This is a genomic window from Anoxybacillus sp. PDR2, assembly GCF_009834045.1.
Classification (GTDB): Bacteria; Bacillota; Bacilli; order Bacillales; family Anoxybacillaceae; genus Anoxybacteroides; species Anoxybacteroides rupiense.
The window spans coordinates 3018469-3043006 of record NZ_CP047158.1; the positions used below are offsets into that span (position 1 = coordinate 3018469).

Annotated in this window: 23 protein-coding genes and 1 pseudogene; 6 read left to right on the plus strand and 18 right to left on the minus strand. The window is 43.1% G+C overall.

Features of this window, described 5'->3' with window-relative positions:
* Positions 1 to 163: 163 nt before the first annotated feature.
* Positions 164 to 619, minus strand: coding sequence for a DUF441 domain-containing protein (locus GRQ40_RS14515; protein WP_044745983.1), 456 nt, complete (start codon positions 617 to 619; stop codon positions 164 to 166).
* Between the two features lie 280 nt (positions 620 to 899).
* Between GRQ40_RS14515 and ytvI the strand changes: the two genes are divergently transcribed.
* Entirely contained in the window at positions 900 to 2018 is a 1119-nt protein-coding gene (ytvI, locus tag GRQ40_RS14520; RefSeq protein ID WP_080862071.1) for a sporulation integral membrane protein YtvI, read from the plus strand.
* A 124-nt stretch (positions 2019 to 2142) separates the two neighbouring features.
* Here ytvI and GRQ40_RS14525 read toward each other — a convergent pair whose 3' ends face one another.
* From GRQ40_RS14525 to dnaE, 8 genes and pseudogenes are all read right to left on the minus strand, one after another.
* The gene (locus GRQ40_RS14525) at positions 2143 to 2532 is read right to left on the minus strand and encodes an FxsA family protein (protein WP_044745949.1); all 390 of its coding nucleotides are present in this window, start codon (positions 2530 to 2532) and stop codon (positions 2143 to 2145) included.
* A gap of 67 nt (positions 2533 to 2599) precedes the next feature.
* Entirely contained in the window at positions 2600 to 4360 is a 1761-nt protein-coding gene (gene pyk / locus GRQ40_RS14530) for a pyruvate kinase (protein WP_159720255.1), read from the minus strand.
* A gap of 49 nt (positions 4361 to 4409) precedes the next feature.
* Positions 4410 to 5369 (minus strand): 6-phosphofructokinase, encoded by a 960-nt coding sequence (gene pfkA, locus GRQ40_RS14535; RefSeq protein WP_044745982.1) that lies wholly within the window; start codon positions 5367 to 5369, stop codon positions 4410 to 4412.
* Positions 5370 to 5601: 232 nt separating this feature from the next.
* Entirely contained in the window at positions 5602 to 6579 is a 978-nt protein-coding gene (gene accA, locus GRQ40_RS14540) for an acetyl-CoA carboxylase carboxyl transferase subunit alpha (protein ID WP_044745947.1), read from the minus strand.
* Entirely contained in the window at positions 6564 to 7436 is an 873-nt protein-coding gene (gene accD / locus GRQ40_RS14545) for an acetyl-CoA carboxylase, carboxyltransferase subunit beta (RefSeq protein ID WP_044745946.1), read from the minus strand. The genes accA and accD overlap by 16 nt, the downstream gene beginning before the upstream one ends.
* Positions 7429 to 8064, minus strand: a complete 636-nt coding sequence (locus GRQ40_RS14550; protein WP_066146418.1) for a FadR/GntR family transcriptional regulator — start codon at positions 8062 to 8064, stop codon at positions 7429 to 7431. Before GRQ40_RS14550 ends, accD begins: the two co-directional genes overlap by 8 nt.
* A 23-nt stretch (positions 8065 to 8087) precedes the next feature.
* Positions 8088 to 8495 (minus strand): annotated as a pseudogene (locus GRQ40_RS18625) (malic enzyme-like NAD(P)-binding protein); the annotation flags it as partial.
* Between the two features lie 156 nt (positions 8496 to 8651).
* Positions 8652 to 11993, minus strand: a complete 3342-nt coding sequence (gene dnaE / locus GRQ40_RS14565) for a DNA polymerase III subunit alpha (protein ID WP_159720257.1) — start codon at positions 11991 to 11993, stop codon at positions 8652 to 8654.
* 108 nt (positions 11994 to 12101) lie between these two features.
* Between dnaE and GRQ40_RS14570 the strand changes: the two genes are divergently transcribed.
* Positions 12102 to 12443 (plus strand): sporulation membrane protein YtrH, encoded by a 342-nt coding sequence (locus GRQ40_RS14570; RefSeq protein ID WP_044745942.1) that lies wholly within the window; start codon positions 12102 to 12104, stop codon positions 12441 to 12443.
* Positions 12440 to 12946, plus strand: coding sequence for a sporulation membrane protein YtrI (ytrI, locus tag GRQ40_RS14575; RefSeq protein WP_044745941.1), 507 nt, complete (start codon positions 12440 to 12442; stop codon positions 12944 to 12946). Before GRQ40_RS14570 ends, ytrI begins: the two co-directional genes overlap by 4 nt.
* A gap of 469 nt (positions 12947 to 13415) precedes the next feature.
* On the opposite strand, the gene GRQ40_RS14580 is transcribed toward ytrI, so the two are convergent.
* A complete protein-coding gene (locus GRQ40_RS14580; protein ID WP_159720258.1) occupies positions 13416 to 14363 on the minus strand; it encodes a DHH family phosphoesterase in 948 nt (315 codons plus the stop codon).
* 89 nt (positions 14364 to 14452) lie between these two features.
* On the opposite strand from GRQ40_RS14580, the gene GRQ40_RS14585 reads away from it, so the two are divergent.
* Positions 14453 to 14767, plus strand: a complete 315-nt coding sequence (locus GRQ40_RS14585) for a YtpI family protein (protein WP_159720259.1) — start codon at positions 14453 to 14455, stop codon at positions 14765 to 14767.
* Between the two features lie 17 nt (positions 14768 to 14784).
* On the opposite strand, the gene GRQ40_RS14590 is transcribed toward GRQ40_RS14585, so the two are convergent.
* The 3 genes from GRQ40_RS14590 to GRQ40_RS14600 all read right to left on the minus strand — a co-directional run bounded on the left by GRQ40_RS14590 (position 14785) and on the right by GRQ40_RS14600 (position 17319).
* Entirely contained in the window at positions 14785 to 16101 is a 1317-nt protein-coding gene (locus tag GRQ40_RS14590) for a CBS domain-containing protein (protein ID WP_159720260.1), read from the minus strand.
* 125 nt (positions 16102 to 16226) lie between these two features.
* On the minus strand, positions 16227 to 16907 hold the full coding sequence (locus tag GRQ40_RS14595; RefSeq protein ID WP_159720261.1) for a metal-dependent hydrolase: 681 nt from the start codon (positions 16905 to 16907) through the stop codon (positions 16227 to 16229).
* A 238-nt stretch (positions 16908 to 17145) separates the two neighbouring features.
* Complete coding sequence (locus GRQ40_RS14600) at positions 17146 to 17319, minus strand: hypothetical protein (protein WP_159720262.1); 174 nt, start codon at positions 17317 to 17319, stop codon at positions 17146 to 17148.
* 75 nt (positions 17320 to 17394) lie between these two features.
* Between GRQ40_RS14600 and GRQ40_RS14605 the strand changes: the two genes are divergently transcribed.
* A complete protein-coding gene (locus GRQ40_RS14605; protein WP_159720263.1) occupies positions 17395 to 18489 on the plus strand; it encodes a M24 family metallopeptidase in 1095 nt (364 codons plus the stop codon).
* Positions 18490 to 18527: 38 nt separating this feature from the next.
* Here GRQ40_RS14605 and ald read toward each other — a convergent pair whose 3' ends face one another.
* The 3 genes from ald to GRQ40_RS18345 all read right to left on the minus strand — a co-directional run bounded on the left by ald (position 18528) and on the right by GRQ40_RS18345 (position 21026).
* A complete protein-coding gene (gene ald / locus GRQ40_RS14610) occupies positions 18528 to 19649 on the minus strand; it encodes an alanine dehydrogenase (protein WP_159720904.1) in 1122 nt (373 codons plus the stop codon).
* Between the two features lie 119 nt (positions 19650 to 19768).
* Positions 19769 to 20527: an SDR family oxidoreductase gene (locus GRQ40_RS14615; protein WP_159720264.1), complete on the minus strand. Its 759-nt coding sequence runs from the start codon at positions 20525 to 20527 to the stop codon at positions 19769 to 19771.
* 346 nt (positions 20528 to 20873) lie between these two features.
* Positions 20874 to 21026 carry a hypothetical protein gene (locus GRQ40_RS18345; protein WP_183186514.1) on the minus strand — a complete coding sequence of 51 codons (153 nt, stop codon included), beginning with the start codon at positions 21024 to 21026 and terminating at the stop codon, positions 20874 to 20876.
* 113 nt (positions 21027 to 21139) lie between these two features.
* Between GRQ40_RS18345 and GRQ40_RS14620 the strand changes: the two genes are divergently transcribed.
* Complete coding sequence (locus tag GRQ40_RS14620; protein ID WP_080862065.1) at positions 21140 to 21598, plus strand: universal stress protein; 459 nt, start codon at positions 21140 to 21142, stop codon at positions 21596 to 21598.
* Between the two features lie 314 nt (positions 21599 to 21912).
* Here GRQ40_RS14620 and argH read toward each other — a convergent pair whose 3' ends face one another.
* Complete coding sequence (argH, locus tag GRQ40_RS14625) at positions 21913 to 23304, minus strand: argininosuccinate lyase (protein WP_159720265.1); 1392 nt, start codon at positions 23302 to 23304, stop codon at positions 21913 to 21915.
* Entirely contained in the window at positions 23301 to 24509 is a 1209-nt protein-coding gene (locus GRQ40_RS14630; RefSeq protein WP_066146447.1) for an argininosuccinate synthase, read from the minus strand. The genes argH and GRQ40_RS14630 overlap by 4 nt, the downstream gene beginning before the upstream one ends.
* Positions 24510 to 24538 lie beyond the last annotated feature (29 nt).

The following is a 24538-nucleotide window of genomic DNA, read 5'->3' on the forward strand; positions in this document are numbered from 1 at the left end:
CCTTATTCATCTGCTACGTGACAGTATGAATATCTACAAACATGTATAAATGATAAAAATAAATATAAAAGAAAAGGGCTGTTGTCTATATTATAAACAATTATCTGACTTTTGTGAATCAAAACGACTTATTCTCTATAATATTATCATAAAAAAATGATTTTCATAAATATTCTATCACCTTCATAACCATATACGCAATGCCTGCGCCAATCAGCGGACCGACAGCTACGCCGTGGAAAAGAGAGACGGCAATAATCGTGCCAAGCACAAGAGCGGCAGTCATATGCGGATCCGTGGACAACAGCGTCACTCCTCCTTTAGCTATTAAAGCAACAAATACGCCAGACAAAAGCGCGATCCAAGCAGATAGCGACTGAAGCGAAGCACCAAGCTGCTTAAATCCAATTTCCCCTGTCGCAATTGGCGCAAGCACGGCAATTGTAATCACTGTCACTCCCCAATTAATTCCTTTTGCCTGAATAACCGGCAGCCACTTTCCTTCCAATCCGATCAGCTTAATCCCCAGCAGTACACCGACCGCAATAATGAGTGAATGATTTTTGGCTATCATGCCAATAAATAATAAAATGAGTAAAAATAATACAGATTGATTCAACAAGATCCTCTTCCTTTCTATGAATAAATTGAAACCTCTCGCTTTTCATTAGCGTATATAAATTGTAATATAGTACTATACAGAAGAGTCTCATGACTTACCTTTACGCCACGCGAACGAATAGCAACAACGCAACGCCGCTATCAGCTCCATCTACGAGCCTGTGAAGCGATTTGATGTTCAGTGACTCGGCTGTGTAAAAACAACATGAGCTTCATGTCCATACGAATATGAAGTGATATCTATATAATATTTATAGAAGAATTTCGGAGGTGGAATTTTGTCCCATAACCACTTATATAGCATTCTTCGCTTTCTTTTTGTCGTTGCGGCTGCTGTACTGGGCATCACTGCTATTTATTATGCGGCAACCGTTACATATCCCTTTATTATTGCTTTTTTTATTGCATTTATGATTAACCCATTAGTCAACTACTTAGAAAAAAAGGCAAAAATGCCGAGATCTTTAGCGGTTATTTTCATATTAGTTTTATTGTTTGCTGTCTTGGCAGGATTGGTTACGTTGTTGATCGCCGAGATTGTATCGGGCACTCAATATTTAGCAGCGGTAGTGCCGACCCATTTCCAAACGTTAGTTTTCTATATTGAGGACTTTTTTGCTAGCCAAATTATCCCAATATATAAAGATTGGGCCACTTTATTCAAAAGCCTAGATGCAAGCCAACAAGATACCATTATGAACAACATTCAAGCGGTAGGCACAAAAGTGGCAACAACCGTCGGTGCATTTGTGCAAAATGTGCTGCAAAACATTCCACAGTTGATCGGCTGGCTGCCAAATGCAGCAACTGTCATTATCTTTTCATTGCTGGCTACATTTTTTATTAGTAAAGATTGGTATCGCTGGAGCGGCGCTGCTCAGCGTTTATTGCCGGCTAAAGCGCAAACGAGCGGACGTACCGTATTTATGAATTTAAAAAAGGCGCTGTTTGGTTTTATTAAAGCACAAGCGACGCTCATTTCGATTACAACCGTCATTGTTCTAATTGGCCTCCTGATTTTACGGGTCGATTACGCGATTACCATTTCGCTTATTATCGGTATCGTTGATATTTTGCCTTATCTAGGAACAGGAATTGTCTTTGTTCCATGGATTATATACTCCGCTGTCAGCGGAGACGTTCCCTTCGCCATCGGGTTGGGCGTTTTGTATATCGTTGTACTTGTTCAACGGCAAATTATGGAACCTAAAGTTTTATCATCCTCGATTGGTCTTGATCCGCTTGCCACATTAATTGCTTTATTTGTTGGCTTTAAATTGCTGGGGTTTCTGGGCCTTATTGCGGGCCCGGTGCTCCTTGTCATTATTCGTGCTTTGCATAGTGCCAATGTATTCCGTGACATTTGGCAGTTTATTAAAGGAAAACCTAGTACATAAGATCACTGGTAGACAAAGTCCTTGTTGACTTTGTCTATCTCTATTTTAAGCATCCGTTCCTCTCAATTAGAAGCGCTTATCAACAGTTTGAAGAGCCCTTCTTTTCGTACATAGAAGGGCTCTCTTATCTTCTTACATAAAAAAATGTTTTGGTTTCAATCAACGTTTTTAGCCAGCGGGCGATGATGGGTTTGGCCATCCTTCTTGTAGCTGGAAAAAGCAGAAGGGAGCCAATGACATCAGTCAGAAAGCCTGGTACTAATAATAAAAAGCCGCCTGCTAATACGCATATTCCATCCAACAATGCCCCGTTTGGAAGACGCCCATGCATTAGTTCCCATCTTGCTTCCTGAAGCAAAGTCAACCCTTGACGCTTCGCTAACCACACTCCACCGATGCCGGTCATCGCGATACAAGCAATCGTCAGCCAGACTCCAACTAGGTGACTGAACAGGACAAATAAAGAGATCTCAAGAGCTGGAATAAGAATAAACAGCACCACCAAGATTTTCATTTGGCTCCATCCTTCCTTGGAAAAAATAAAAACAGAGAAGATTTGGACTTCTCTGTTTTATTATAGCTTATAACACGCTTGCATGTCCTTGATAGATGGCGCCGAAACCCGGATCCACTGTGATTTCTTGACCATCTTTTAAGATAGATGTAGCATTTGCTACTCCAACAATGACCGGAATGCCAAGGCTTAGTCCAACAACAGCAGCATGGCTTGTTAAACCGCCTTCTTCAGTAATAATGGCGGCCGCTTTTCCAAGCTCTTCAATCATATCAGCATCCGTGTTATATGTGACTAGGATGCCGCCCTCGACCATTTTCTCCTTTGCTTCCTCTGCCGTTTTAGCAATTACCGCTTTTCCAAAAGCTGATTTGCGGCCGATGCCTTGTCCTTTCGCAATGATGTCACCAATGACATGCACTTTCATTAAGTTGGTTGAACCCGTTTCTCCAATCGGCACGCCCGCAGTAATCACCACTAGATCACCGTGTTTAGCGATGCCGGATTTTACGGCAGCTTCCACAGCAATATCAAGCATTTCATCGGTCGAATTAACGTGCGGTGCTACTTGTGTATATACTCCCCAAGCAAGCGCAAGTTTTCTTGATACAGCTTCGCTTGATGTAACAGCCATAATCGGCGCTTTTGGTCGATACTTCGAAATCATCCGTGCAGTTTGCCCGCTAACAGTCGGCGTGACAATAGCTGCCACATCCAGATTTAGAGCCGTATGAGCAACCGATTGGCCGATCGCATCCGTAATCGTCGTACCGCTCTCTTTTGTTCGCTGTGCTAACAAATCACGATACTGCAACGCTTGCTCTGTGCGCAAGGCAATGCGATGCATCGTTTTTACAGCTTCGACCGGATAATGCCCTGCCGCTGTTTCTCCTGACAGCATAATCGCGTCTGTTCCGTCTAAAATGGCATTCGCGACATCGCTTGCTTCCGCTCGCGTTGGCCGCGGATTGCGCTGCATGGAGTCCAACATTTGTGTCGCAGTAATGACTGGTTTGCCAAGAGCGTTACATTTCTTGATTAGCTCTTTTTGTACAAGCGGAACCTCTTCTGCCGGAATCTCAACTCCTAAATCGCCGCGAGCCACCATCAATCCGTCTGCCACTTCAAGAATTTCATCAATATTATCGACGCCCTCTTGATTTTCAATTTTGGCAATGATTTTTATATCCAGCGCATTTTGCGCCTCAAGCAATTCACGAATCTCAAGCACATCTGAAGCGCGGCGCACAAAAGAAGCAGCAATAAAGTCAATTCCTTCTTCGATGCCGAACAAAATATCTTGGCGGTCTTTATCGGTAATGCCAGGCAAATTGACGCGAACTCCTGGAACATTGACCCCTTTTTTATTTTTCAGGATGCCGCTGTTTAATACTTTCGCGACAATTTCTCGTTCCTGTTTATGAACAGCGATTACTTCAAGAGCAATTAAACCGTCATCAAGCAAAATCTTATCGCCCAAATCAACATCGTTCATGAGCCCTTCATACGTGACAGAGAATTTTTCTTCTGTTCCTAGCACTTCATCCATCGAGATGATAATTTGCGAGTTTTCTTTTAATTCAATCGCCCCATTTTTCATATTGTGCGTACGGATTTCCGGGCCTTTTGTATCAAGAAGAATCGCTACTGTTTTTCTTGTCTGCTTAGCTGCTTCACGAATATTTTTTATTCGTTGTCCGTGCTCTACATAATCTCCGTGCGAAAAATTCAAACGCGCCACATTCATTCCTGCTTCAATAAGCTCAATAAGCGTTTCAACACTTTCGCTTGCGGGACCTATCGTACAAACAATTTTCGTTTTCCGCATTTTTGCATTCTCCCTTTCATCCATCTTTATGGTAACGATACCACGCTTTCTAGATGGAAAGTTCTTTTGACAATTGGTACATTTTTGGCTCAATCGTATGCTTGTGCGATAATGCTTCGATGATATCGTGATCCACTAGCTGATTATTTTGAATGCCGACACAGCGGCCCCCTTGTCCTTCAAGCAGCAGCTCGACTGCGCGCGCTCCTAAACGGCTTGCTAATACGCGATCGAATGCGGTCGGAGAACCGCCTCTCTGTACATGTCCCAATACCGTTACACGCGTTTCAAACCCGGTCGCCTCTTGAATTTTGCTGCCGAATTCGACTCCGCTTCCGACACCTTCTGCGACAATAATAATACTATGTTTTTTCCCGCGTTCATGTCCTCGTTTTAAACGGGCGACGATATCATTCATATCATAGTCTGCTTCTGGGATTAAAATCGATTCAGCACCGCCTGCCAGCCCCGCCCAAAGCGCGATATCGCCAGCATGACGTCCCATGACTTCAATCACATATGTGCGTTCATGAGAGGTGGCTGTATCACGAATTTTGTCGATTGCATCAATCACGGTATTTAATGCTGTATCAAAACCGATTGTAAAATCCGTTCCAGGTATATCATTATCGATTGTTCCCGGCACCCCTACACATGGGTATCCGTGTTCGGTAAGCTTTTTTGCCCCTTGATAGGAACCGTCTCCGCCAATAACAACCAGCCCTTCGATTCCATGCTTTTGCAACTGTTCAATTCCTTTTAGTTGTCCCTCAAGTGTTTTAAATTCCGGGCAGCGTGCTGTATAAAGCATCGTTCCTCCGCGATGAATAATATCCCCTACATCGCCGATTTCTAGTTTCTTAATTTTTCCTTCAATGAGTCCTGCGTACCCGTGGTAAATACCAAAAACCTCTAATCCGTGATAAATGGCTTTACGCACAACTGCACGAATCGCCGCATTCATTCCTGGTGAATCGCCGCCGCTTGTTAACACACCTATTCTCTTCATTTTGCTCACCTCATGTTCATCGATCTTTCCATACCCCTTAAGATGTCCGACCTCATACATTGTATAAAATACCATGAAGAGTAGCTGAAAACAATAGAAAACTCTTAGTTTGCCCTGAATGAACCTCTCTCACCTACACGTGGTTTCGAAGGGAGAGGCTGCTCGATGGATATCGTTCAATTTTGATAGGCAAAAAGCTGTCCCAATCGATGAGACAGCTTCGTTTCTATTTTTATTTTACTTCTAAATAATCTTCTGAAAAAGCAATTTGACCGATTTGTCTAAATTTTCGATAGCGCTGTTCGACAAGAGCCAGGCCGTCTAATGGAAGGAGCTCCTGCAAAGATTGCTTCAGCACCGCATCAATCGATTGGGCTTGCTCATCTAAGTTGCGATGAGCGCCACCGCGAACTTCAGGAATAATTTCATCGATGACTCCAAGCTTTTGCAGGTCAGCAGCAGTAATCTTCATCGTTTCAGCAGCCCGTTTTGCAAGCGACGCATCCTTCCATAAAATCGCGGCGGCTCCTTCTGGAGAAATGACTGAGTACGTTGAATTCTCCAACATATGAATATGGTTGCCGACACCAAGCGCCAAAGCGCCGCCGCTTCCCCCCTCACCGATCACAATGCAAACCACCGGCACCGTCAATCCTGCCATTTCAAATAAATTTCTTGCAATTGCCTCACTCTGTCCGCGTTCTTCTGCGGCTTTTCCTGGATAGGCACCTTTTGTATCAATAAAACAAATAATCGGACGATTAAATTTTTCCGCTTGTTTCATCAGACGTAAGGCTTTGCGATATCCTTCCGGATGAGGCATCCCAAAATTGCGGCGAATGTTTTCCTTCGTATCTTTGCCGCGCTGATGACCAATTACAGTTACAGGAAGGCCATGATATTTCGCAATTCCTCCAACGATCGCTTCGTCATCGCCAAACAAGCGATCTCCATGGCATTCTAAAAAATTGGTAAACAGCCGTTCAATATAATCAAGCGTCGTTGGCCGATTCGGATGACGAGCAATTTGTACGCGATCCCATGGCGTTAAATTTGCGTATGTTTCATTTTCTAGCTTTTCAAGTCTCGCCTCGAGCTTTTCAATTTCCGCCGATAAATCTACATCGGCTGTTTGAGTGAACTCTTTTAATTCACTAATTTTCTTGCGCAATTCAATCAGCGGTTTTTCAAATTCTAATTCGCCCACCATTCGCCATCGCCTCCTGTCTGATGAATATCAAGCACATTCGCTAACGTCTCCTTTAATTCGTGCCGATGGATCACCGCATCAAGCTGTCCATGCTTAAGTAAAAATTCCGCTGTTTGAAAGTCTTCCGGCAGCTCCTCGCGCACGGTTTGCTCAATGACCCGGCGGCCGGCAAATCCAATTAATGCGCCAGGCTCAGCAAAATTATAATCGCCAAGTGAAGCAAAGCTTGCCGATACTCCTCCCGTTGTTGGATGGGTCATAATCGAAATGATCAGCCCGCCGTCATCGCTAAACCGCTTTAATGCCGCGCTCGTTTTCGCCATTTGCATCAGGCTCAGCACTCCCTCTTGCATACGTGCTCCCCCGGAAGCGGTAAAAATGACAAATGGCACCTGAAGCTCCCTTGCTTTTTCGACCGCTCGCGCAATTTTTTCACCGACAACGGAGCCCATACTTCCCATACGAAACGCTGAGTCCATAACAGCAATGACAAGAGGGCGTTCATTTAATGTTCCCGTTCCTGTCACAACTGCTTCGTTTAATTGCGATTTGCGGCGATCTGCCTCCAATTTTTCAAGATAATCAGGGAACTGGAGCGGATTTTCGGAAATCATTTCTGAATCGTATTCCTGAAAGCTTCCTTCATCAAGCAAGCTATCAATGCGTTCGCGCGCTGGCAGAGGATGATGGTAGCCGCAGCTCATGCAAACACGCAAATTTTTCATTAGCTCTTTTGTATACATAATTTTTTTGCATTTTGGACATTTTGTCATAATTCCTTCAGGAACGTCTTGTTTTACTTGCTCTGAAGGAACAGAAGCATATTTTTTCTTTTTTGTAAATAGCTCTTTAAGCAAAGGGTGTTCCCTCCTTTGGCAATCGGTATAATGGTGTGGCCGTATTCTCGGTCAACAATTTGAGAGCATCAGGAAGCTGTTGCTTTTCTAAAACGATGTGCATTTGCTGGTAAAAAGCAAGCGGAAACAATCGTGTATCATGATGAAGCTGGAAAAAATCGCTTAGAACTCGCCAAATCCGTTCAAGCAAATAATTATTTCCTACTTGAAATACCCACTGAAAAAATGTTTCATAGTCAATGGAATGTTGATCAATCATCGCTTTAAGCTCATTCAGCTGTTCTTTCGTCCTGCGCTCACATGCTAGCGTCAAGCCAAGCTGTTCGATCAGCTGCTTTGTTTCCACGAGGTCAGCATTGGCTTTTTTTTCTTGTAAAATAAACATGCCTAGCAATTGAATGAACTGATGCTCACCAAATTTCTTTAAATAGGTTCCTTCTCCGCGTCTCGTTTCAATAAGCCCAAGAAATTCAAGGGAGCGGAGCGCTTCCCTTACAGAGGAACGCCCCACCTTCAGCCTTTCGGACAATTCCCGCTCAGAAGGAATTTTATCTCCTGCGACAAGCCCGTCTTCTTCAATAATATGATAAATACTTTGCAAAATTTCAACGTATACTTTTTCCGTCATCCTTTCATGATCACTCGCCTACATCATCGCTGCATTTGTCTTGTTTTACTCTCCATTCCTTCAGAACTCATACGAATGCGGGCAGCTCCTGTCTCCACCGCTGGCTTAGCTGCAACAACCGATGCGACCCGCGGATCAACTGGTACGCCATTCATCTTCTGAAACAAGTGAAGCGGCTGCTTCCACAGCAGCGATTTTCATTTTTTCATTCATTTATCGCGCCGAACCTCTAAAGCACCTCGGAAGATGCCTGGAAACTCCAGAACATGATCGACTTGATTCGGATCATCCGATCATCCTGTTCCAACGACAACAGCTCCTGCTTGAAGTGCTTCTTCCGGCATCATTTCCAGAACCGGATTGGCCATTGCAAAAATCATTGGCCGGCCATTCAGCGAACGAATCATTTCCGCTATCCAAGCTCCTGCTATCATTTCTCGCTTTCCTTCATGCGCTTTATGAATATATAAGGCCTCTTTACGCAAAGACACATACATTCATTCCTTATAATTATGAAACGGCCATAACTGGTCTGACCACCTAACGTTTATACAATATAATAAAATGAAGCATTAGTAAAGAAAACATTATTTTAGCACAACATATGTGCCTCCTAACAATGCTTTTAATTCTGCTAGGCAGTCAGCAGAAGCATTCACTTGGTATTCGTCAGACAGCTTCACCGTTTTGCGCTCTTTTTCATAATAGAGAACGACAGGTACATAACCGTGATGATGCTCCAAAATCGTTTTGAGCTTTGCCATTTTTCCGCTGTGGATATGATCAGGGCGAATTTTTAAATAAAGCGTTGGCTTGTCCAGCTCATCGAGCGGAATCACCTTTTTTATAATGAAATGAATCGCCGCTTGCCGGACTTCTATTTTTCCTTCCAGCAACAAAATCTCGCCTTTTTTTAAGGAAGAATGATAGCGATGATACACTTCAGGAAAAGCAATAGCGGACAATTCGCCGCTTTCATCGCTTACTGTCAAAAACGACATTTCTTCGCCTTTTTTGGTTCTCGTCTTGCGCTCCAAAAGAATATAGGCGCCAATCCGTAAATAGGAGCCGTTTTGCTCTTTTTTGATCGAACTGACCGGCACTGCTCCTGCCGCTTGAAATTGATCAAGATGCGCTAAAACGGGATGAGGCGAGACATACACACCAAGCAAATCCTTTTCATATTGAAGCTTTTCGTCAAAAGCAAACGGAGAGGCTTCTACATATTTCGGTTTAAAAGATAGTCCGGCTATGATCGATTGATCGCTTTCATCATACTCATAATATGGTCCCATCAGTTCAGCATGCTCCATCGCTACTTCGACACTTGCCAGCAATGTTGCACGCTCAATGCCAAATTCATCAAAACAACCTGCCAATATGAGAGATTCGATCATTTTCCGATTCACCGTTTTTTTGGATAGGCGAAGACAAAAATCGAATAAATCGGAAAACGGACGTTTTTTTCTTTCTTGAATAATCGCGTTGACCGCTTGAGCACCAACATGCTTAATCGCTGCAAGACTATAACGGATTGATCCGTTTTCAATGGAAAATGAATAATAGCTTCGATTAATCGAAGGCGGAAGCAGCACAATCTTCCGTTGTCTCATCTCTTGTATGCATGAGCTCACTTTTTCTTCGTCTCCAATGGAAACAGTCAATAAAGCCGCATAAAAATATAGCGGATAATGCGCTTTTAAATAGGCCAATTGATAGGAAATCATACTGTAAGCAACCGCATGGCTTCGGTTAAATCCATAATTGGCAAAGCGGACAATCAAATCGTATAGTTCATGAGCAAGCGTTTTGTCATATCCTTTCTCCATACATCCTTTGACAAATCGGGATCGCTCTTGATCAAGAATCTCCTTGTTCTTTTTCCCTATCGCTCGCCGCAATAAATCAGCTTGACCTAATGAAAAGCCAGCCATTTTTGCTGCTATTTGCATAATCTGCTCTTGATAAATCAAGACCCCGTATGTTGACTGTAAAATAGGTGCAAGGTCCGGATGAAGAAAGACAGCGGCTTCATGCCCATGCTTTCTTTTGATATATATTGGAATAAAGTCTATCGGTCCCGGACGATATAAAGCATTGACGGCGACAATATCCTCAAATTGCGACGGTCTTAGCTGCTTCAGTACGTTTTTGATCCCTTCTGATTCCAATTGAAAAATTCCTGTTGTATCTCCTCTACTTAGCAAGGCAAACGTTCGTTCATCGTGGAGCGGAACATTTTGTACATCAACAAATTTCCCTGTTTTTTGATAAATCAGCTTGCACACATTGCTAATGAAGGTTAAAGTGCGCAGGCCAAGAAAATCCATTTTCAACAAACCAAGCTGTTCTAATACGTCCATTGGATATTGAGTTAAGTAAATGTCGCCATGCCCTTGCTGCAACGGTACGATGTCCGACAGCGGCTGTTCGCTTATCACCACCCCGGCCGCATGAGTGGATGAATGCCGTGGAAGCCCTTCCAATCGCAATGCTGTAGCAAAGACTTTTCGCAGCTCTGGCGATGTCTGAACAGCTTTTTTTAACAAAGGGACCTGGTCATATGCTTCTTGCAGTGTGATCCCCATTTTGTTAGGGATATGCTTTGCGATTTGCTCTATTTCTTCCGGACGCACTCCCATGGCCTTAGCGACATCGCGAATAGCGGCTCGCGCTCCAAATGTACCAAATGTAATAATTTGAGCAACATGTTGCGTTCCGTATTTGCGTGCCACATACTGAATCACTTCATCGCGCCGCTCATCTGGAAAATCGATATCAATATCAGGAAGAGAAACGCGCTCAGGATTCAAAAAACGCTCAAATAATAAACCATACTGAACAGGGTCGACATGGGTAATATACAGAGTAAAGGCCACAAGCGATCCCGCAGCTGAACCGCGTCCCGGTCCCATTGTGATTCCTTGTTCTCGCGCAAAGCTGATAAAATCAGCGACAATTAAAAAATAATCGCTAAAATTCATCTCCTCAATCGTTTTTAGCTCATAACGAAGGCGCTCAAGATATTCCGATGATGGAGACGGGATGCGTTCATATAATCCTTTCAAACAAAGACGCTCCAAATGCTGATGAACATTTTCGTTTGCTGGTACAGGATATTTAGGAAGCCGCAATCTGCCTAATTCAATGTCAACTTGGCACAGGGAAGCAATTTTTTCTGTATTGCTTACTGCTTCAGGTAAATCAGCAAACAGGCTCGCCATTTCATCGGTTGATTTTAAATAGTATTCGTCACTTCCAAGCGTTCTCCTTCCTTCATCATGAAGTTTCATCCCCTGCTGAATTGCAAGCAAGCAATCGTGAACGAAAGCATCTTCCTTCTCGATGTAACGCACATCGTTGGTAGCAACAAGCGGCGTATTCGTTGCCTTGCTCAGCTGTACAAGCTCATGCTGCCATTTTTCTTCCACACCATGCCGTTGAACCGCCAGATAAAAAGCATCCTCTCCAAATAGTTGTTTATATGAGGCCATACACTTGATCGCTTTTTCGAACTCATTTCTTCTCACTAATGACTCAACATAACCATCCCTTCCTGGAGAAATGGCGATCAGCTCATTGCTATAACGCTGAAGCCGTTCTTCTGGGATTCCATCAGGTTCACTTGTTTGAATGATGCTGCTAATTTTCATTAAATGGCGATAACCTATATTGTTTTTTGCTAAAAGCACCAGCGGATACGCTTCCCTCTCTCCCACTTTAATATGTGTAATCATACCGATGATCGGTTTAATCTGATATTTTTGGCATTCTTGATAGAAAGTCACCGCCCCGTATAGTACGTTTTCATCTGTTAAAGCTAACGACCTAAAACCCAGTTCACTCGCTTTTTTCACTAAATCATGAATTTTTACTGCACTCTTTAACAAGCTATAGCCGCTCCGTACATGAAGGTGGACAAACGACAATGCTCCTCCCTCCTTTTCCTTCATTATAGTCGACAAAACTTTGGCAACGCAAAACATACTTATATCTGTTCGTCCATATATATGTTTAAAGAAAGGAATGAGGCGATGATGGGAACGAAACTTGCGTTTTTACCGGCGTTTATTCAAAGCTACTTTATTGCTCTTGGAGTTCTTTTAGGAGGAGCAGGCATTGGCGGAATCGGGGCATTTCTGATGGGACAGCCACCGCTGACGTCCATGTATCGTTTTGCGATGGATTTAAAAATTTGGGCGGTCGTAGCCGCAATTGGCGGGACATTTGACACGTTTTATACAGTCGAGCGCGGCTTATTTTCAGGAGAAACACGTGACATTGTCAAGCAGTTTCTGCTCATTATTTCCGCGATCGGTGGCGCACAAACAGGTGTTACCATTATTACATGGCTGACACAGGAGCATATTTCTTCATGAGAATTCCTCCATACTATCGCGACAAAACTTGGCAGCGTTTTTTTGCCGGCGCCGCGATCGGTGCGGTCCTAAGCTGGTTCATATTTTTACATTTATTTGGTGTATTGCAAGAAAAGCAGGTGCGCCAGATCACTGAACTTCAAGACAAAATTGCTGATTTAAACAGCGATATTCAAATTTGGCAGGAAGATTATATTAAACTAAACAAACTGAACAAAAAAAAGTTGACCGTCCAAGAAATTCGCATCCAGCTTGTCAACGCAAATGAGTATAAACTCGATTCCTATATGAAATTTCATATTGAAGAAAGCGTCAAAGAAGATGTATCCCACCTAGTCGCCAAAGATATCGAAACCGTCTATCAAAGCAAGGATTTATTAAAAAAGACGATTGAAAACAAAACCTATACCATCAATGAGCAAACGTATCGACTTGAAATAACGGAGCTGTTTTTATTCACTACATTATCAATTGAATTAAAGCTAAAGCCCGTTCACCGCTAGCAGGATATCATCGAGAATGACCATATAAAAATAGGATGAAGGGGATTTCAAAAAAGATGATATCTTTTCACTAGTGTTGATGATCCATTATTTTACTAAAAATATGGAATGATTGAGCTAGACACACGCTTTTCTGCATGTCCAGTCGGCAAGCGAGTGGCTTGCCGACTACGGCAGAAAAGTAAGGAATCAAGCAATGTCGATTGATTTTTATTGGATCATCAACACACTTGACATATTTTTTAAACAAAAATTACGTTTGGTTGCATTTGGTCATTTTCCTTAATAGCAGTACTTCCAACATCGATCTACCAAAACAGCAACATAAATATAAATGGAAACCAAAAAATCTTTCAACAAACAGAAAGAAGTCACCGAACAACGAACAAGTGATAACTGCTGGATTATAGCCGGGGACAAAATCTCCGACCACATAAAAAACGGACCTTCTCTAGATCGGTTTGAGTTATTAATGGGCTTGGCACGCCAATTCTAAATCAGCAATCACCTGATCCGCATCCTCCCAAGAATAAATCGACGCACCTGCAGCGAAAGGATGTCCGCCGCCCCCGTATTTTTTTGCCACTTCATTGACAATCGTTCCTTTTGAACGGAGGCGAACACGAATTTCTTTGTCCTCCTCAATAAAAAAGACCCATGCCTGTATTCCATCAACGTTGCCAAGAAGACTTACAAGCTGCGACGCTTCGGACGGAGAAGCGTTATATTTTCCAAGCAGTTCTTTTGTCATTTTTACAAACGCGACTCCGCTTGGAGAAAGCTGAAAATTTTGTAGCACATATCCGCTTAAATGAGCAATATTCACTTTTGTGCGATATAGCTCATCATATAGATCGGTCAATGAAAAGCCGTATTCAACTAGTTCGCTTGCATATTGGAATGTTTTAGAGCTTGTTCTTGAAAAAAGAAAGCGTCCCGTGTCTCCGACAATCCCAGCGTAAATCAAACGAGCTGCTTCTTTCGTCATGACCAAGCCTTTCTCTTTGCCTGCTAAGTAAAACTCATAAATCATTTCACTTGTCGAGCTGGCGTTCGTATCGACCCACAATAAATCTCCGTACGGATCTTCGTTCGGATGATGATCAATTTTAATCAGTTTTTTTCCTAACCGATAGCGCCCATCACAGATCCGCTCCTGGTTCGCCGTGTCACATACAATCACAAGCGCGTTTTTATATACATGATCATCGATTTGATCCAACCGTCTTAAAAAATTAAGCGATTCTTCTTCTCTTCCTACTGTATAAACATTTTTTTGTGGAAATGAGGCCTTCAGAATTTCCGCCAATCCTCCTTGGGAGCCGTATGCATCTGGATCAGGACGGACGTGGCGGTGAATAATGATCGTTTCAAATTGCTGAATCACCTTTAAAATTTCCAATGCCTTCTCGTTCATATTCGTTCCCTCTTTTACGATAGTTTTCTTTCATTATAAGGGAAAAACATGTACAATGGTAGAGAAACAAAAGATGGAGGGGTGCGTTCATGCCTGCACTAGTCATTCTCATCATTTTTTCTTTTTCCTTCTATGCCTATTATAAAATGAAATATTTTCGTAGCCAGCGCCCACTCGAACGGCGATGGCTTTCTGCAAAGTCAAGCATAGCCCTCGGTCTATTTGTCTTTTTTTTCGGCATCAACCAATTCTTTTTACATTCTTCAACCGTCACCTATATTGTCGGAATCATTTTTTTATTGGTGGGCGGCGGAAGCGCATGGGCTGGATATCGGTCCTATAAGCATTATTTGCCGTTGGTGATAGAAGAGGCGCAGCAAACAGCTAAAAACGGGGGATCATGATCCCCCGTCCATAAAAACTACCTGTCCATTAACTGGCACATCATTAATGCTTTTCCTACAACCACTCCGTCATGATATACTTCAACATCCACCTTTCCGAATTTCCGGCCAATTTCTAGCAGCCTTGCTTTAATATCAATAATACTGTCAATTTGCACCGGTTTAATAAAATAAATCGTAATATTTTCGATCACTAAATCTCCGCGTTTATATAGCCGCAATACCCGCGTCGCCGCTTCCGTCACAATCGTTGTAAACACTCCATAAGACAGCGTTCCTAAATAGTTCGTCATTTGCGGCGTTACCGTGCATTGAAAGACATTTTCTGTTTTCGATTGCTGTTCTGCTTCTTGAAATTGGCCTGTAATGAGATCATCGATCGTTTCCCCGACTTGCGGCTGTCGCTGAATCATTTGCAGCGCCTTTAATACGTCCTGCCTGCTTATAATTCCTTGAAGACGATTATGGTCATCGACAACCGGCAACAATTCAATGCCTTCCCATACCATAATATGTGAGGCAAAGGCTACCGACGTTTTTCCGTTTACCGTAATCGGATATTTCGTCATGACTTTTTCAATCGGCAGCGTCCGTTCACAGTCTAATACATCTTTTGATGTCACCATTCCTTGCACTTTTAAATGATGGTCAACGACAGGAAAGCGGCTGTGCTTCGTTTCGCGATTGAGCTGATACCACTTTTCGACTATATCAGTGGTTTCTAAATATACCGTTTTTTCAACAGGAATTAAAATATCTTCGACAAGAACGATTTCTTTTTTAATGAGCTGATCGTAAATCGCACGATTGATCATCGTCGCAACTGTAAACGTATCATAGCTTGTCGATATAATGGGCAGCTGCAGCTCGTCCGCCAGTTTTTTGACATAATCATCTGTATCAAAGCCTCCGGTAATCAACACGGCCGCACCTGCTTCTAGCGCAAGTTGATGCGCCTTCGTCCGGTTTCCGACAATTAATAAATCTCCTGCTCCTGTATAACGCATCATCGCTTCAAGTTTCATTGCACCAATGACAAAGCGGTTGAGCGTTTTATACAGACCTTCACGTCCTCCTAGCACTTGTCCATCCACAATATTGACAACTTCCGCGTAAGTGAGCTTCTCAATATTTTCTTTCTTTTTTCTCTCGATTCGAATCGTTCCAACACGCTCAATCGTGCTGACATACCCTTTATTTTCCGCATCCTTAATCGCCCGGTAAGCCGTTCCTTCGCTTACCCCCATTTCTTTCGCAATTTGCCGAACAGAAATTTTTTCTCCTACCGGCAAGCTATCAATATATTGCAAAATTTGCTCATGTTTTGTCGCCAAATGTCTTCACCCTTTGTGCCAAAGTCTATTTTTATTATAAAGGTGAATGAAGCGCGATTCAATGAAGGGCTAGTCACATGATTCGCAAACAAAAAAGGAGCTTGGATAAAAGCCCCTTTTTTTCGCTATAATTCTATGCTTTCTCCTGGTTGTAATACTTTTCCCACGCCCTCTTTGAGCAGCGAAACAAACTGGTGCGGATTTTGCTCAATGACCGGGAATGTGTTGTAATGAATCGGTACAACGGTTTTGGCACGCAGCCAGTCCGCTGCCAACGCCGCATCCTCTGGTCCCATTGTAAAATTGTCGCCAATCGGCAAAAAGGCCACATCGATTTCATTTCGCTCGCCAATCAGCTTCATATCCGAAAACAGCGCCGTATCTCCCGCGTGATAAATCGTTTTTCCTTCCGCATAGAATAAAATCCCGCACGGCATTCCCGTATAAATGATTTGCTTGTTTTCGTCAATATAACTGGAGCCGTGGAAGGCTTGGGTTAATTTGACTTTTCCAAATTCAAATTGGCGTGCTCCGCCAATATGCATCGGATGCGCATTGACACCTTGCCAGCTTAAATACGTAGCCAATTCAAACGGAGCCACTACCAGCGCATTGTTGCGAAGCGCAAGCGGAATCGTATCGCCTACATGATCACTATGCCCATGTGTCAGCAAAATCACATCTACCTTTACGTCGTCAGCATTCAGATCCGTCGCCCCATTTCCTGTAATAAACGGATCAATGAAAATCGTCTTTCCGTTCGTTTCAATTTTGACAACTGAATGTCCATGATACGTAAGCTTCAATTTGATCTGCTCCTTTCCTATGTAAAAGGTCTTTCATTGATATATTTCGCAAAAACTTTTATATTTCCTTCTTCCTGTAGCGAATGAACACCTAGCAGGCAAACGGATGGGCCCACAGGTGTTCTTAAGAAGCAGAAAAGCTAGTACGTACTGCTAGATAAAATCCATTCATTCATGGTCCTTATACTATTAGAACGGACGGCATCTGCTTTGGCAAAGTCATCGACTCGCTTAAGAATCATGCATAATCGTTTACATCCGGCAAAATTACTGGTACTCTCAAATATAGAGTCTGCTCATGAGCATCAATCATCCACCATTTTAACGCAAACGCTTTCTTCATGCTTTTTAGAACAAGAAAATCGACGAAGTATTTGCTTGCGATAAACCTCTTGTTCAAATGCTGAGTCATTGATGGGCACCTCGCCAATGAAAGCGACGGATGGATTGATGTTTATAAATATAGAAATAAAAGGAAGGGAACACAATGAACCAACGACTTCAATCTCTTTCAAACTGGATGCAGCAAGAGCAGCTTTCCTTCGCCCTTATTACATCCACTGCTAATGTCTTTTACTTAAGCGGATTTTACAGTGAACCGCATGAACGGCTTTTAGCGCTGCTCGTCTTCCCAAATGATGAGCCCGTTCTCGTCTGTCCACAAATGGAAGTGGCTCAAGCTAAACGCTCCGGTTGGGCTTATTCTATTATCGGCTACAGCGATATTGAAAACCCTTGGGAGCACATTTATACGCATATGAACAAAAGATCTGTGACCGTTGAAAATATCGCGATTGAAAAAACACACCTATCTCTTGAACGATATGAACAGCTATGTACCCATTTTTCCGTGCACTCAACCGTTAATGTAGAGGAAAAATTGCGGCAGCTGCGCATGATTAAAGATGAACAAGAAATCGCGATTTTACGGCAGGCAGCTTCTCTCGCTGATTATGGCGTGGAAGTCGGCGTAAAAGCGATTGCTGAAGGCAAAACAGAATTAGAAGTGATTGCCGCCATTGAGTACGAATTGAAGAAAAAGGGCGTTCGCCAAATGTCGTTTGCAACGATGGTATTGACGGGGGCCAAAACGGCTGATCCCCATGGCACCCCAGGCTTAGCCTCTATTCAAAAAGGAGATTTTGTCTTATTCGATTTAGGCGTTATTTTAGATGGATATTGTTCAGATATTACGCGAACCGTTATGTTTGGCCAACCAAACGATGAGCAAAAGCAAATTTATCATACCGTCTTAAACGCCCAGCTCGCTGCTATTGCAGCATCAAAGCCAGGAACAGAGATTGGTGCGGTGGACAAAGCGGCAAGACAGTTGATTGAGCAAGCTGGTTACGGTTCTTATTTTACTCATCGCGTCGGGCACGGATTAGGCATTGAAGTTCATGAGTATCCTTCGATGAATGCAACCAATACGATGCCGCTCGAGCCGGGGATGGTCTTTACAATTGAACCGGGCATTTACATTCCGGACATCGGCGGTGTGCGTATCGAAGACGATATCTTGATTACTGAAAACGGCGCAGAGATTTTAACAAAATATCCAAAAGAATTCATCCTATTATAAAAACAAGCGGCGTTCTCCAAAGTGAACGCCGCTTGTTTTCACATTGACTCTAACAAAGGTTTGGCATCTTGAAATAAGAGGTTATGCGCCCTTGCTACAGCTTCATATGTCACATAACCGTTCAATGTATTCATGCCTTTTAACAGCGCTGGATGATCAAGACATGCTTGACGATACCCTTTATTGGCAATTTGCAGCGCATACGGCACGGTGACATTTGTCAGGGCAAAGGTCGACGTGCGTGGAACAGCCCCTGGCATATTAGCAACCGCATAATGAACAACGCCATGCTTCGTATAAGTTGGATTACTATGGGTCGTGACACGATCGGTTGTTTCAAAAATTCCGCCCTGATCAATGGCAATATCAACGACAACCGAGCCGGGAGACATGGCACGAATCATCTCTTCGGTCACTAGCTTTGGCGCTTTTGCTCCTGGGATGAGTACCGCTCCAATCACTAAGTCCGATTCTTGAACAGATGCAGCAATATTATACATATTTGACATCAGTGTCGTAACATGGTCGCCAAATAAATCATCAAGCTGTCTCAGGCGCTCCGGATTCACATCAATAATCGTGACTTCTGCACCGAGTCCTACTGCCATTTTGGCTGCATTTGTTCCAGCCACGCCTCCTCCAATAATCGTCACCTTTCCTCGTTTGACTCCCGGCACACTTCCTAATAAGATTCCCTTTCCACCATGCGGCTTTTCTAAAAATTGCGCGCCAATTTGCACCGACATTCGGCCAGCCACTTCGCTCATCGGCGTCAACAGCGGTAAGGAGCCATTAGCAAGCTGTACGGTTTCATAGGCAACCCCGACTACTTTGTGATCAATAAGAGCTTTCGTTAATTCAGGCTCTGCGGCCAAATGGAGATATGTAAATAAAATTAAGTTTTCTCGAAAATATTGATATTCCTCGGGAAGCGGCTCTTTTACCTTCATCACCATTTCTGCCGCCCAAGCATCTTGAGCCGTTTTAACAATCGTAGCTCCCGCTTTTTCATATTCCTCATCTAAAAATCCTGATCCTTCTCCAGCTCCTGCTTCTACATACACCTCATGCCCCGCTTGAACGAGCGTCATCACTCCAGCTGGGGTCATCGCCACACGATTCTCATTGTTTTTAATTTCCTTCGGCACACCTATTTTCATCATCAACCGTCCTCCTCCATTACGAGCGCTGTCGTAATTTTTTCTTAAAAAAACCGCACCAAGAAAGTATTTCCATCTGTACTATATAGAATGGAATGAACGCTGGAAAATTATTCACATTAACGATACCGATGAATGACATCCATTCCTCCTGTCACTTCAATAATGGAGCCTGTAATCATATCCGAATCTTCTTCACATAAAAATGCAATCATCCGGGCTATATCTTCTCCCGTTCCTGAACGCCCTATAGGCGTCATCTCATCTCTTTGCTTTCTTGATTCCGCAATGGTCGCCTCTTTCATACCCCCTAATATGTTCCCAGGACAAATCATATTGGCTGTAATTCCATATTCCGCTTCCTCTACCGCAATCGTTTTGGTTAAGGAAACAAGTCCAACTTTCGCGGCACTAAATGCAGAACGGTGAAGCCAGCCTGGTGCATTTGCTGCTCCTTGAAAGCCGTACGTAATAATGCGGCCAAATCCTTGGTTTCTCATAATTGGAATCGTTTTTTTAAACAAATGAAAAACGGCGCTCAAATTTCCTTCGATCATCTCATACCATTCTGCTTCACTATAATCTGCTAGCTTTTTTCGTTCGAAAATATAAGGCCCGGCATTATTAATTAAAAAATCGATACGGCCGAATTTCGCTAGCGCTTGAGCAACCAAATGATGTAAATCTTCTTTTTTTGTAACATCCCCCTTCACGAATTGCAGCCGTTCAGAAACATGAGCATATTTTTGTTGAAGTGAATGGACGGCAGCTTCATCGCTTCGGTAGTTTACGGTTACCGAGTATCCTTTTTCAAGCAGCACCTCCGTCACCTTTCGTCCCAATCCTTTTGCACCAGCTGTTATGAGGGCATGTCGCACTCGAAAAACTCCTCCCCATAAACAAGTATCTAATTTTACTTTACTACAATCACAAAAGAAAAAACATCCATTATACTTATCATACCATGAAACACACCCAGCATCAGGCGACAGACAAAATCAAAATTAATTTTGTCTACCATTATTGCGTTCAGTGATTTTGATTTTTTCCTATCAGGCTCAGGCTGCTCAAAAATGCTTGGTAGACAAAGAGCGGAGCCAAGCGAAGACGCGAATGGAACAAAAGAAGTTCATGAGCGGGACAAGCGAGGCCGGTGACGCAGGATAAAAGCGTTTGCCAACAATCTGAAGCCATCATGGCGTATATACGCCATGATGGCTTTTATCATTCTCCTATCTCTCTTTGTGGTTGATAATGCGGTTGCTCTTGTTCAATGCCATCACTATGATAAGCAGACATGATTTGTTCGCTAATTTCTTGCGCTACCTCTTCATCATCGTATAAATTCCATTCATTGTTCTTCTTTTTATCCTCCATGCCTGTCACTCCTTTTTCATAAAATTGTTATGACAGCTCTAGTTTTCCTAGTTTTCTATATGATATACTTCAATTAGAACTAACATTTCTATCCAAAAGGGGAGTGGGGAAACATGACAATGACGTATAAAACGATTGTTGTCGCTGTAGATGGCTCGCAGGAAGCTGAATGGGCGTTTAAAAAAGCGATCCAAATCGCCAAACGCAACGAAGCATCCTTGATTTTAACCCACATTATTGATATTCGCGCATTTGCTGCCGTTGAAGCACATAGCCAATCAGTAGTGGAGCGTTCTGAGCAATATGCAAAGGAACTGCTAGAAAACTATAAGCAGCAAGCTCTAGAAGCTGGAATTGAACATGTCATTGTCGACATTGAATTCGGTTCTCCAAAAGTAAAAATCGCCAAAGACATCGCTCCAAAACACAAAGCAGACTTAATCATCTGCGGTGCCACAGGATTAAATGCTGTCGAGCGTTTATTGATTGGAAGTGTTTCCGAGCATATTACTCGCTATGCCAAGTGCGATGTGTTAGTTGTCAGAACGGAAAAAGAGCTTGGAGAAGTATAAAATAGTCCGTAGTGTTATATAGAGATTCGGGTTGAAAAATCGACATAAAAGAGGAAGCGACGGGGCTTTTGCTGAAAAATCCATCTGTATTTGTATAGCTGCGACCGGCTTCTCCAACATTGCTCCTTAAGTAAACAGATGATGAGTCGATTTCGACAGCAGGTCACACTTTGACATGACGCAAGCTGATCGAATCAATGATTTATGAAAAAAGATGATAGGCAAAAATCAACTTTGTCCATCATTTCCTTTTGATTTGTTATCCCATTTATCAACACTCCAAGACCGATCCACCTTTTGTGGATCGGTCTTGTTTATTCGTATCGCTTTTTTTCACTCAACCGTTTTTTCGCGTTGGCCACTGCTTTGCGCACTTCGGCAAACCCCGTCCCTCCAGCGCTGTTGCGCCGATCCACCGCCGTGTACGGATTCAGCGCCTCGTAAATATCAGATTCAAACAAAGGTGAAGCTTTTTGATACACCTCAAGCGGCAAGTCAGCTAAAAATATTCCTTTTTCAATGCATGTTAAAACAAGCTTTCCTACAATTTCATGCGCTTCGCGGAAAGGTACTCCTTTTGCCGCCAAATAGTCAGCAAGCTCTGTCGCGTTTGAAAAATCTTGCTTCGCCGCCGCTTCCATAGCCGCCACATTCACCTTCATCGTTTCAATCATACCGGCAAAAATTTTTAATGAGCCCATAACGGTTTTGACCGTATCAAACATTCCTTCTTTATCCTCTTGCATATCTTTATTATAAGCAAGCGGTGTCCCTTTCATGACCGTTAGCAATCCAAACAAGTTGCCATATACCCGCCCCACTTTTCCACGTATGAGCTCTGCCATATCGGGATTTTTCTTCTGCGGCATAATGCTGCTTCCTGTGGCAAATGCATCATCCATCTCGACGAATCGAAACTCTTGGCTCGACCAAAGAATCAATTCCTCACAAAAACGCGATAGATGCATCATCAACATCGAACTGTTGCTTAAAAATTCAATAATAAAATCTCGATCGCTCACCGCATCGATGCTATTTTCATATATTCCATCAAACCCCAGCAATTCAGCGGCATACTCGCGATCAATGGGAAAAGTCGTTCCGGCCAACGCTCCCGCTCCAAGAGGCGACTTATTAATGCGTTTTAAAGATTCAGCAAAACGCTCATAGTCGCGCTCAAGCATCCAAAAATAAGCAAGCAAGTGATGAGCAAATGAAACTGGCTGCGCCCGCTGTAAATGTGTGTATCCTGGAATTAATGTTTCAATATGTTGCTCTGCTTTTTCAACAAGCACCTTTTGCAACTCTTTCATCAGATCCATCATTTCTGTAACACGTTTACGCAAATAGAGATGCATATCCGTTGCGACTTGATCGTTGCGGCTTCGTCCAGTATGCAATTTTCCGCCCACATGACCAATTTCATCCATCAGCATCTTCTCGATATTCAAATGAATATCCTCATATGCAACAGAAAACTCCAGCTGACCCTGTTTTGCTTTTTCTAAAAGCGCAAGCAAACCAGTCTTGATGATCTCGACATCATCATTGGGCAAAATGCCGCATTTCCCAAGCATCGTCACATGTGCAATGCTTCCTTCAATATCTTCTTCAACGAGCTGTTGATCAAAAGGGATCGACGCACCGAACTCGTCGACCCACTCTTCTGCTGTTTTTGTAAATCGTCCGCCCCAAAGCTTTTTCACACATTCACCTTCTTTTTGCTGTTCACGATGCTGTGTACTTTCGTTGGCAAGCCAAATAGGGAGATAAAGCCGACAGCTGCTTGATGATCAAATTCATCTTCCGCTGTGTATGTCGCCAGCTTTTCATCATATAGCGAAAACTCCGATTTTCGCCCTTCAATGATGGCATGACCTTTAAACAATTTGACGCGCACAATTCCTGTGACATTTTTCTGCGTTTCATTTAAAAATGCAACAAGCGCATCTTTCAGCGGTGAAAACCACAAGCCGTTATAGATGATTTCCGCTAATTTCTGCTCAATTAACGGTTTAAAATGAGCGACCTCCTTCACAAGGGTTAAATCTTCTAATTCTTTATGCGCCTTAATAAGCGTCATCGCGCCAGGGCATTCATAGACTTCACGTGACTTGATGCCGACAAGGCGGTTTTCAACATGATCAATCCGTCCAACTCCATGCTTACCAGCCAACGCATTAAGCTCCAAGATCAATTGAGCAAGCGAATAATGCTTTCCGTTTAGCGTTTTTGGAACTCCTTGCTCAAAGCCGATCTCGATGATCTCTGGAACATCTGGCGTATCCTCTAATGCCGCTGTTAACTCATAAGCTTCCTCTGGCGGAGCGGCCCAAGGATCTTCGAGAATACCGCATTCATTGCTTCTTCCCCATAAGTTTTGGTCAATAGAAAACGGGCTATCTAAATCAATTGGAATCGGAATACCGTGCTTTTTCGCATATTCAATCTCTTCTTCGCGTGACCAGCTCCATTCCCGAACAGGAGCCACTACTTCCAAGTTCGGGTTCAGCGCCTTAATCGACACTTCAAAACGAACTTGGTCATTTCCTTTTCCTGTGCAGCCGTGAGCAACCGCTACCGCACCTTCCAACTCGGCAATTTCAACTAGCTTTTTTGCGATTAATGGACGCGACAGAGCAGAGACAAGCGGATATTTTCCTTCATAAAGCGTATGAGCCTGCAACGCTACGAGCGCGTACTCGTTGGCAAATTCCTCCTTCGCGTCGATAACATATGATTGGATAGCGCCAACCGTTAAGGCTTTGCTTTGCACAAAATCGAGATCTTTTCCTTCGCCTACATCTAAGCAGCACGCGACAACATCATAGCCTCGCTCTTGTAACCACTTAATAGCAACCGATGTATCTAAACCGCCGGAATAAGCTAACACAATTTTTGGATTAGCCATTATGATTCCCCTTCCCTTGATATACATAA

Excerpts from the sequence above, each read along its gene's own strand:
- GRQ40_RS14525 (WP_044745949.1), bottom strand. The coding sequence starts at position 2,532 with ATGAAAATCTTGGTGGTGCTGTTTATTCTTATTCCAGCTCTTGAGATC.
- GRQ40_RS14620 (WP_080862065.1), top strand. The coding sequence starts at position 21,140 with ATGACAATGACGTATAAAACGATTGTTGTCGCTGTAGATGGCTCGCAG.
- GRQ40_RS18345 (WP_183186514.1), bottom strand. The coding sequence starts at position 21,026 with ATGGAGGATAAAAAGAAGAACAATGAATGGAATTTATACGATGATGAA.
- ald (WP_159720904.1), bottom strand. The coding sequence starts at position 19,649 with ATGAAAATAGGTGTGCCGAAGGAAATTAAAAACAATGAGAATCGTGTG.
- pfkA (WP_044745982.1), bottom strand. The coding sequence starts at position 5,369 with ATGAAGAGAATAGGTGTGTTAACAAGCGGCGGCGATTCACCAGGAATG.
- GRQ40_RS14570 (WP_044745942.1), top strand. The coding sequence starts at position 12,102 with ATGGGAACGAAACTTGCGTTTTTACCGGCGTTTATTCAAAGCTACTTT.
- GRQ40_RS14585 (WP_159720259.1), top strand. The coding sequence starts at position 14,453 with ATGCCTGCACTAGTCATTCTCATCATTTTTTCTTTTTCCTTCTATGCC.
- ytrI (WP_044745941.1), top strand. The coding sequence starts at position 12,440 with ATGAGAATTCCTCCATACTATCGCGACAAAACTTGGCAGCGTTTTTTT.
- GRQ40_RS14600 (WP_159720262.1), bottom strand. The coding sequence starts at position 17,319 with ATGACTCAGCATTTGAACAAGAGGTTTATCGCAAGCAAATACTTCGTC.
- accA (WP_044745947.1), bottom strand. The coding sequence starts at position 6,579 with ATGGTGGGCGAATTAGAATTTGAAAAACCGCTGATTGAATTGCGCAAG.
- GRQ40_RS14550 (WP_066146418.1), bottom strand. The coding sequence starts at position 8,064 with ATGACGGAAAAAGTATACGTTGAAATTTTGCAAAGTATTTATCATATT.
- GRQ40_RS14630 (WP_066146447.1), bottom strand. The coding sequence starts at position 24,509 with ATGGCTAATCCAAAAATTGTGTTAGCTTATTCCGGCGGTTTAGATACA.
- pyk (WP_159720255.1), bottom strand. The coding sequence starts at position 4,360 with ATGCGGAAAACGAAAATTGTTTGTACGATAGGTCCCGCAAGCGAAAGT.
- GRQ40_RS14605 (WP_159720263.1), top strand. The coding sequence starts at position 17,395 with ATGAACCAACGACTTCAATCTCTTTCAAACTGGATGCAGCAAGAGCAG.
- GRQ40_RS14580 (WP_159720258.1), bottom strand. The coding sequence starts at position 14,363 with ATGAACGAGAAGGCATTGGAAATTTTAAAGGTGATTCAGCAATTTGAA.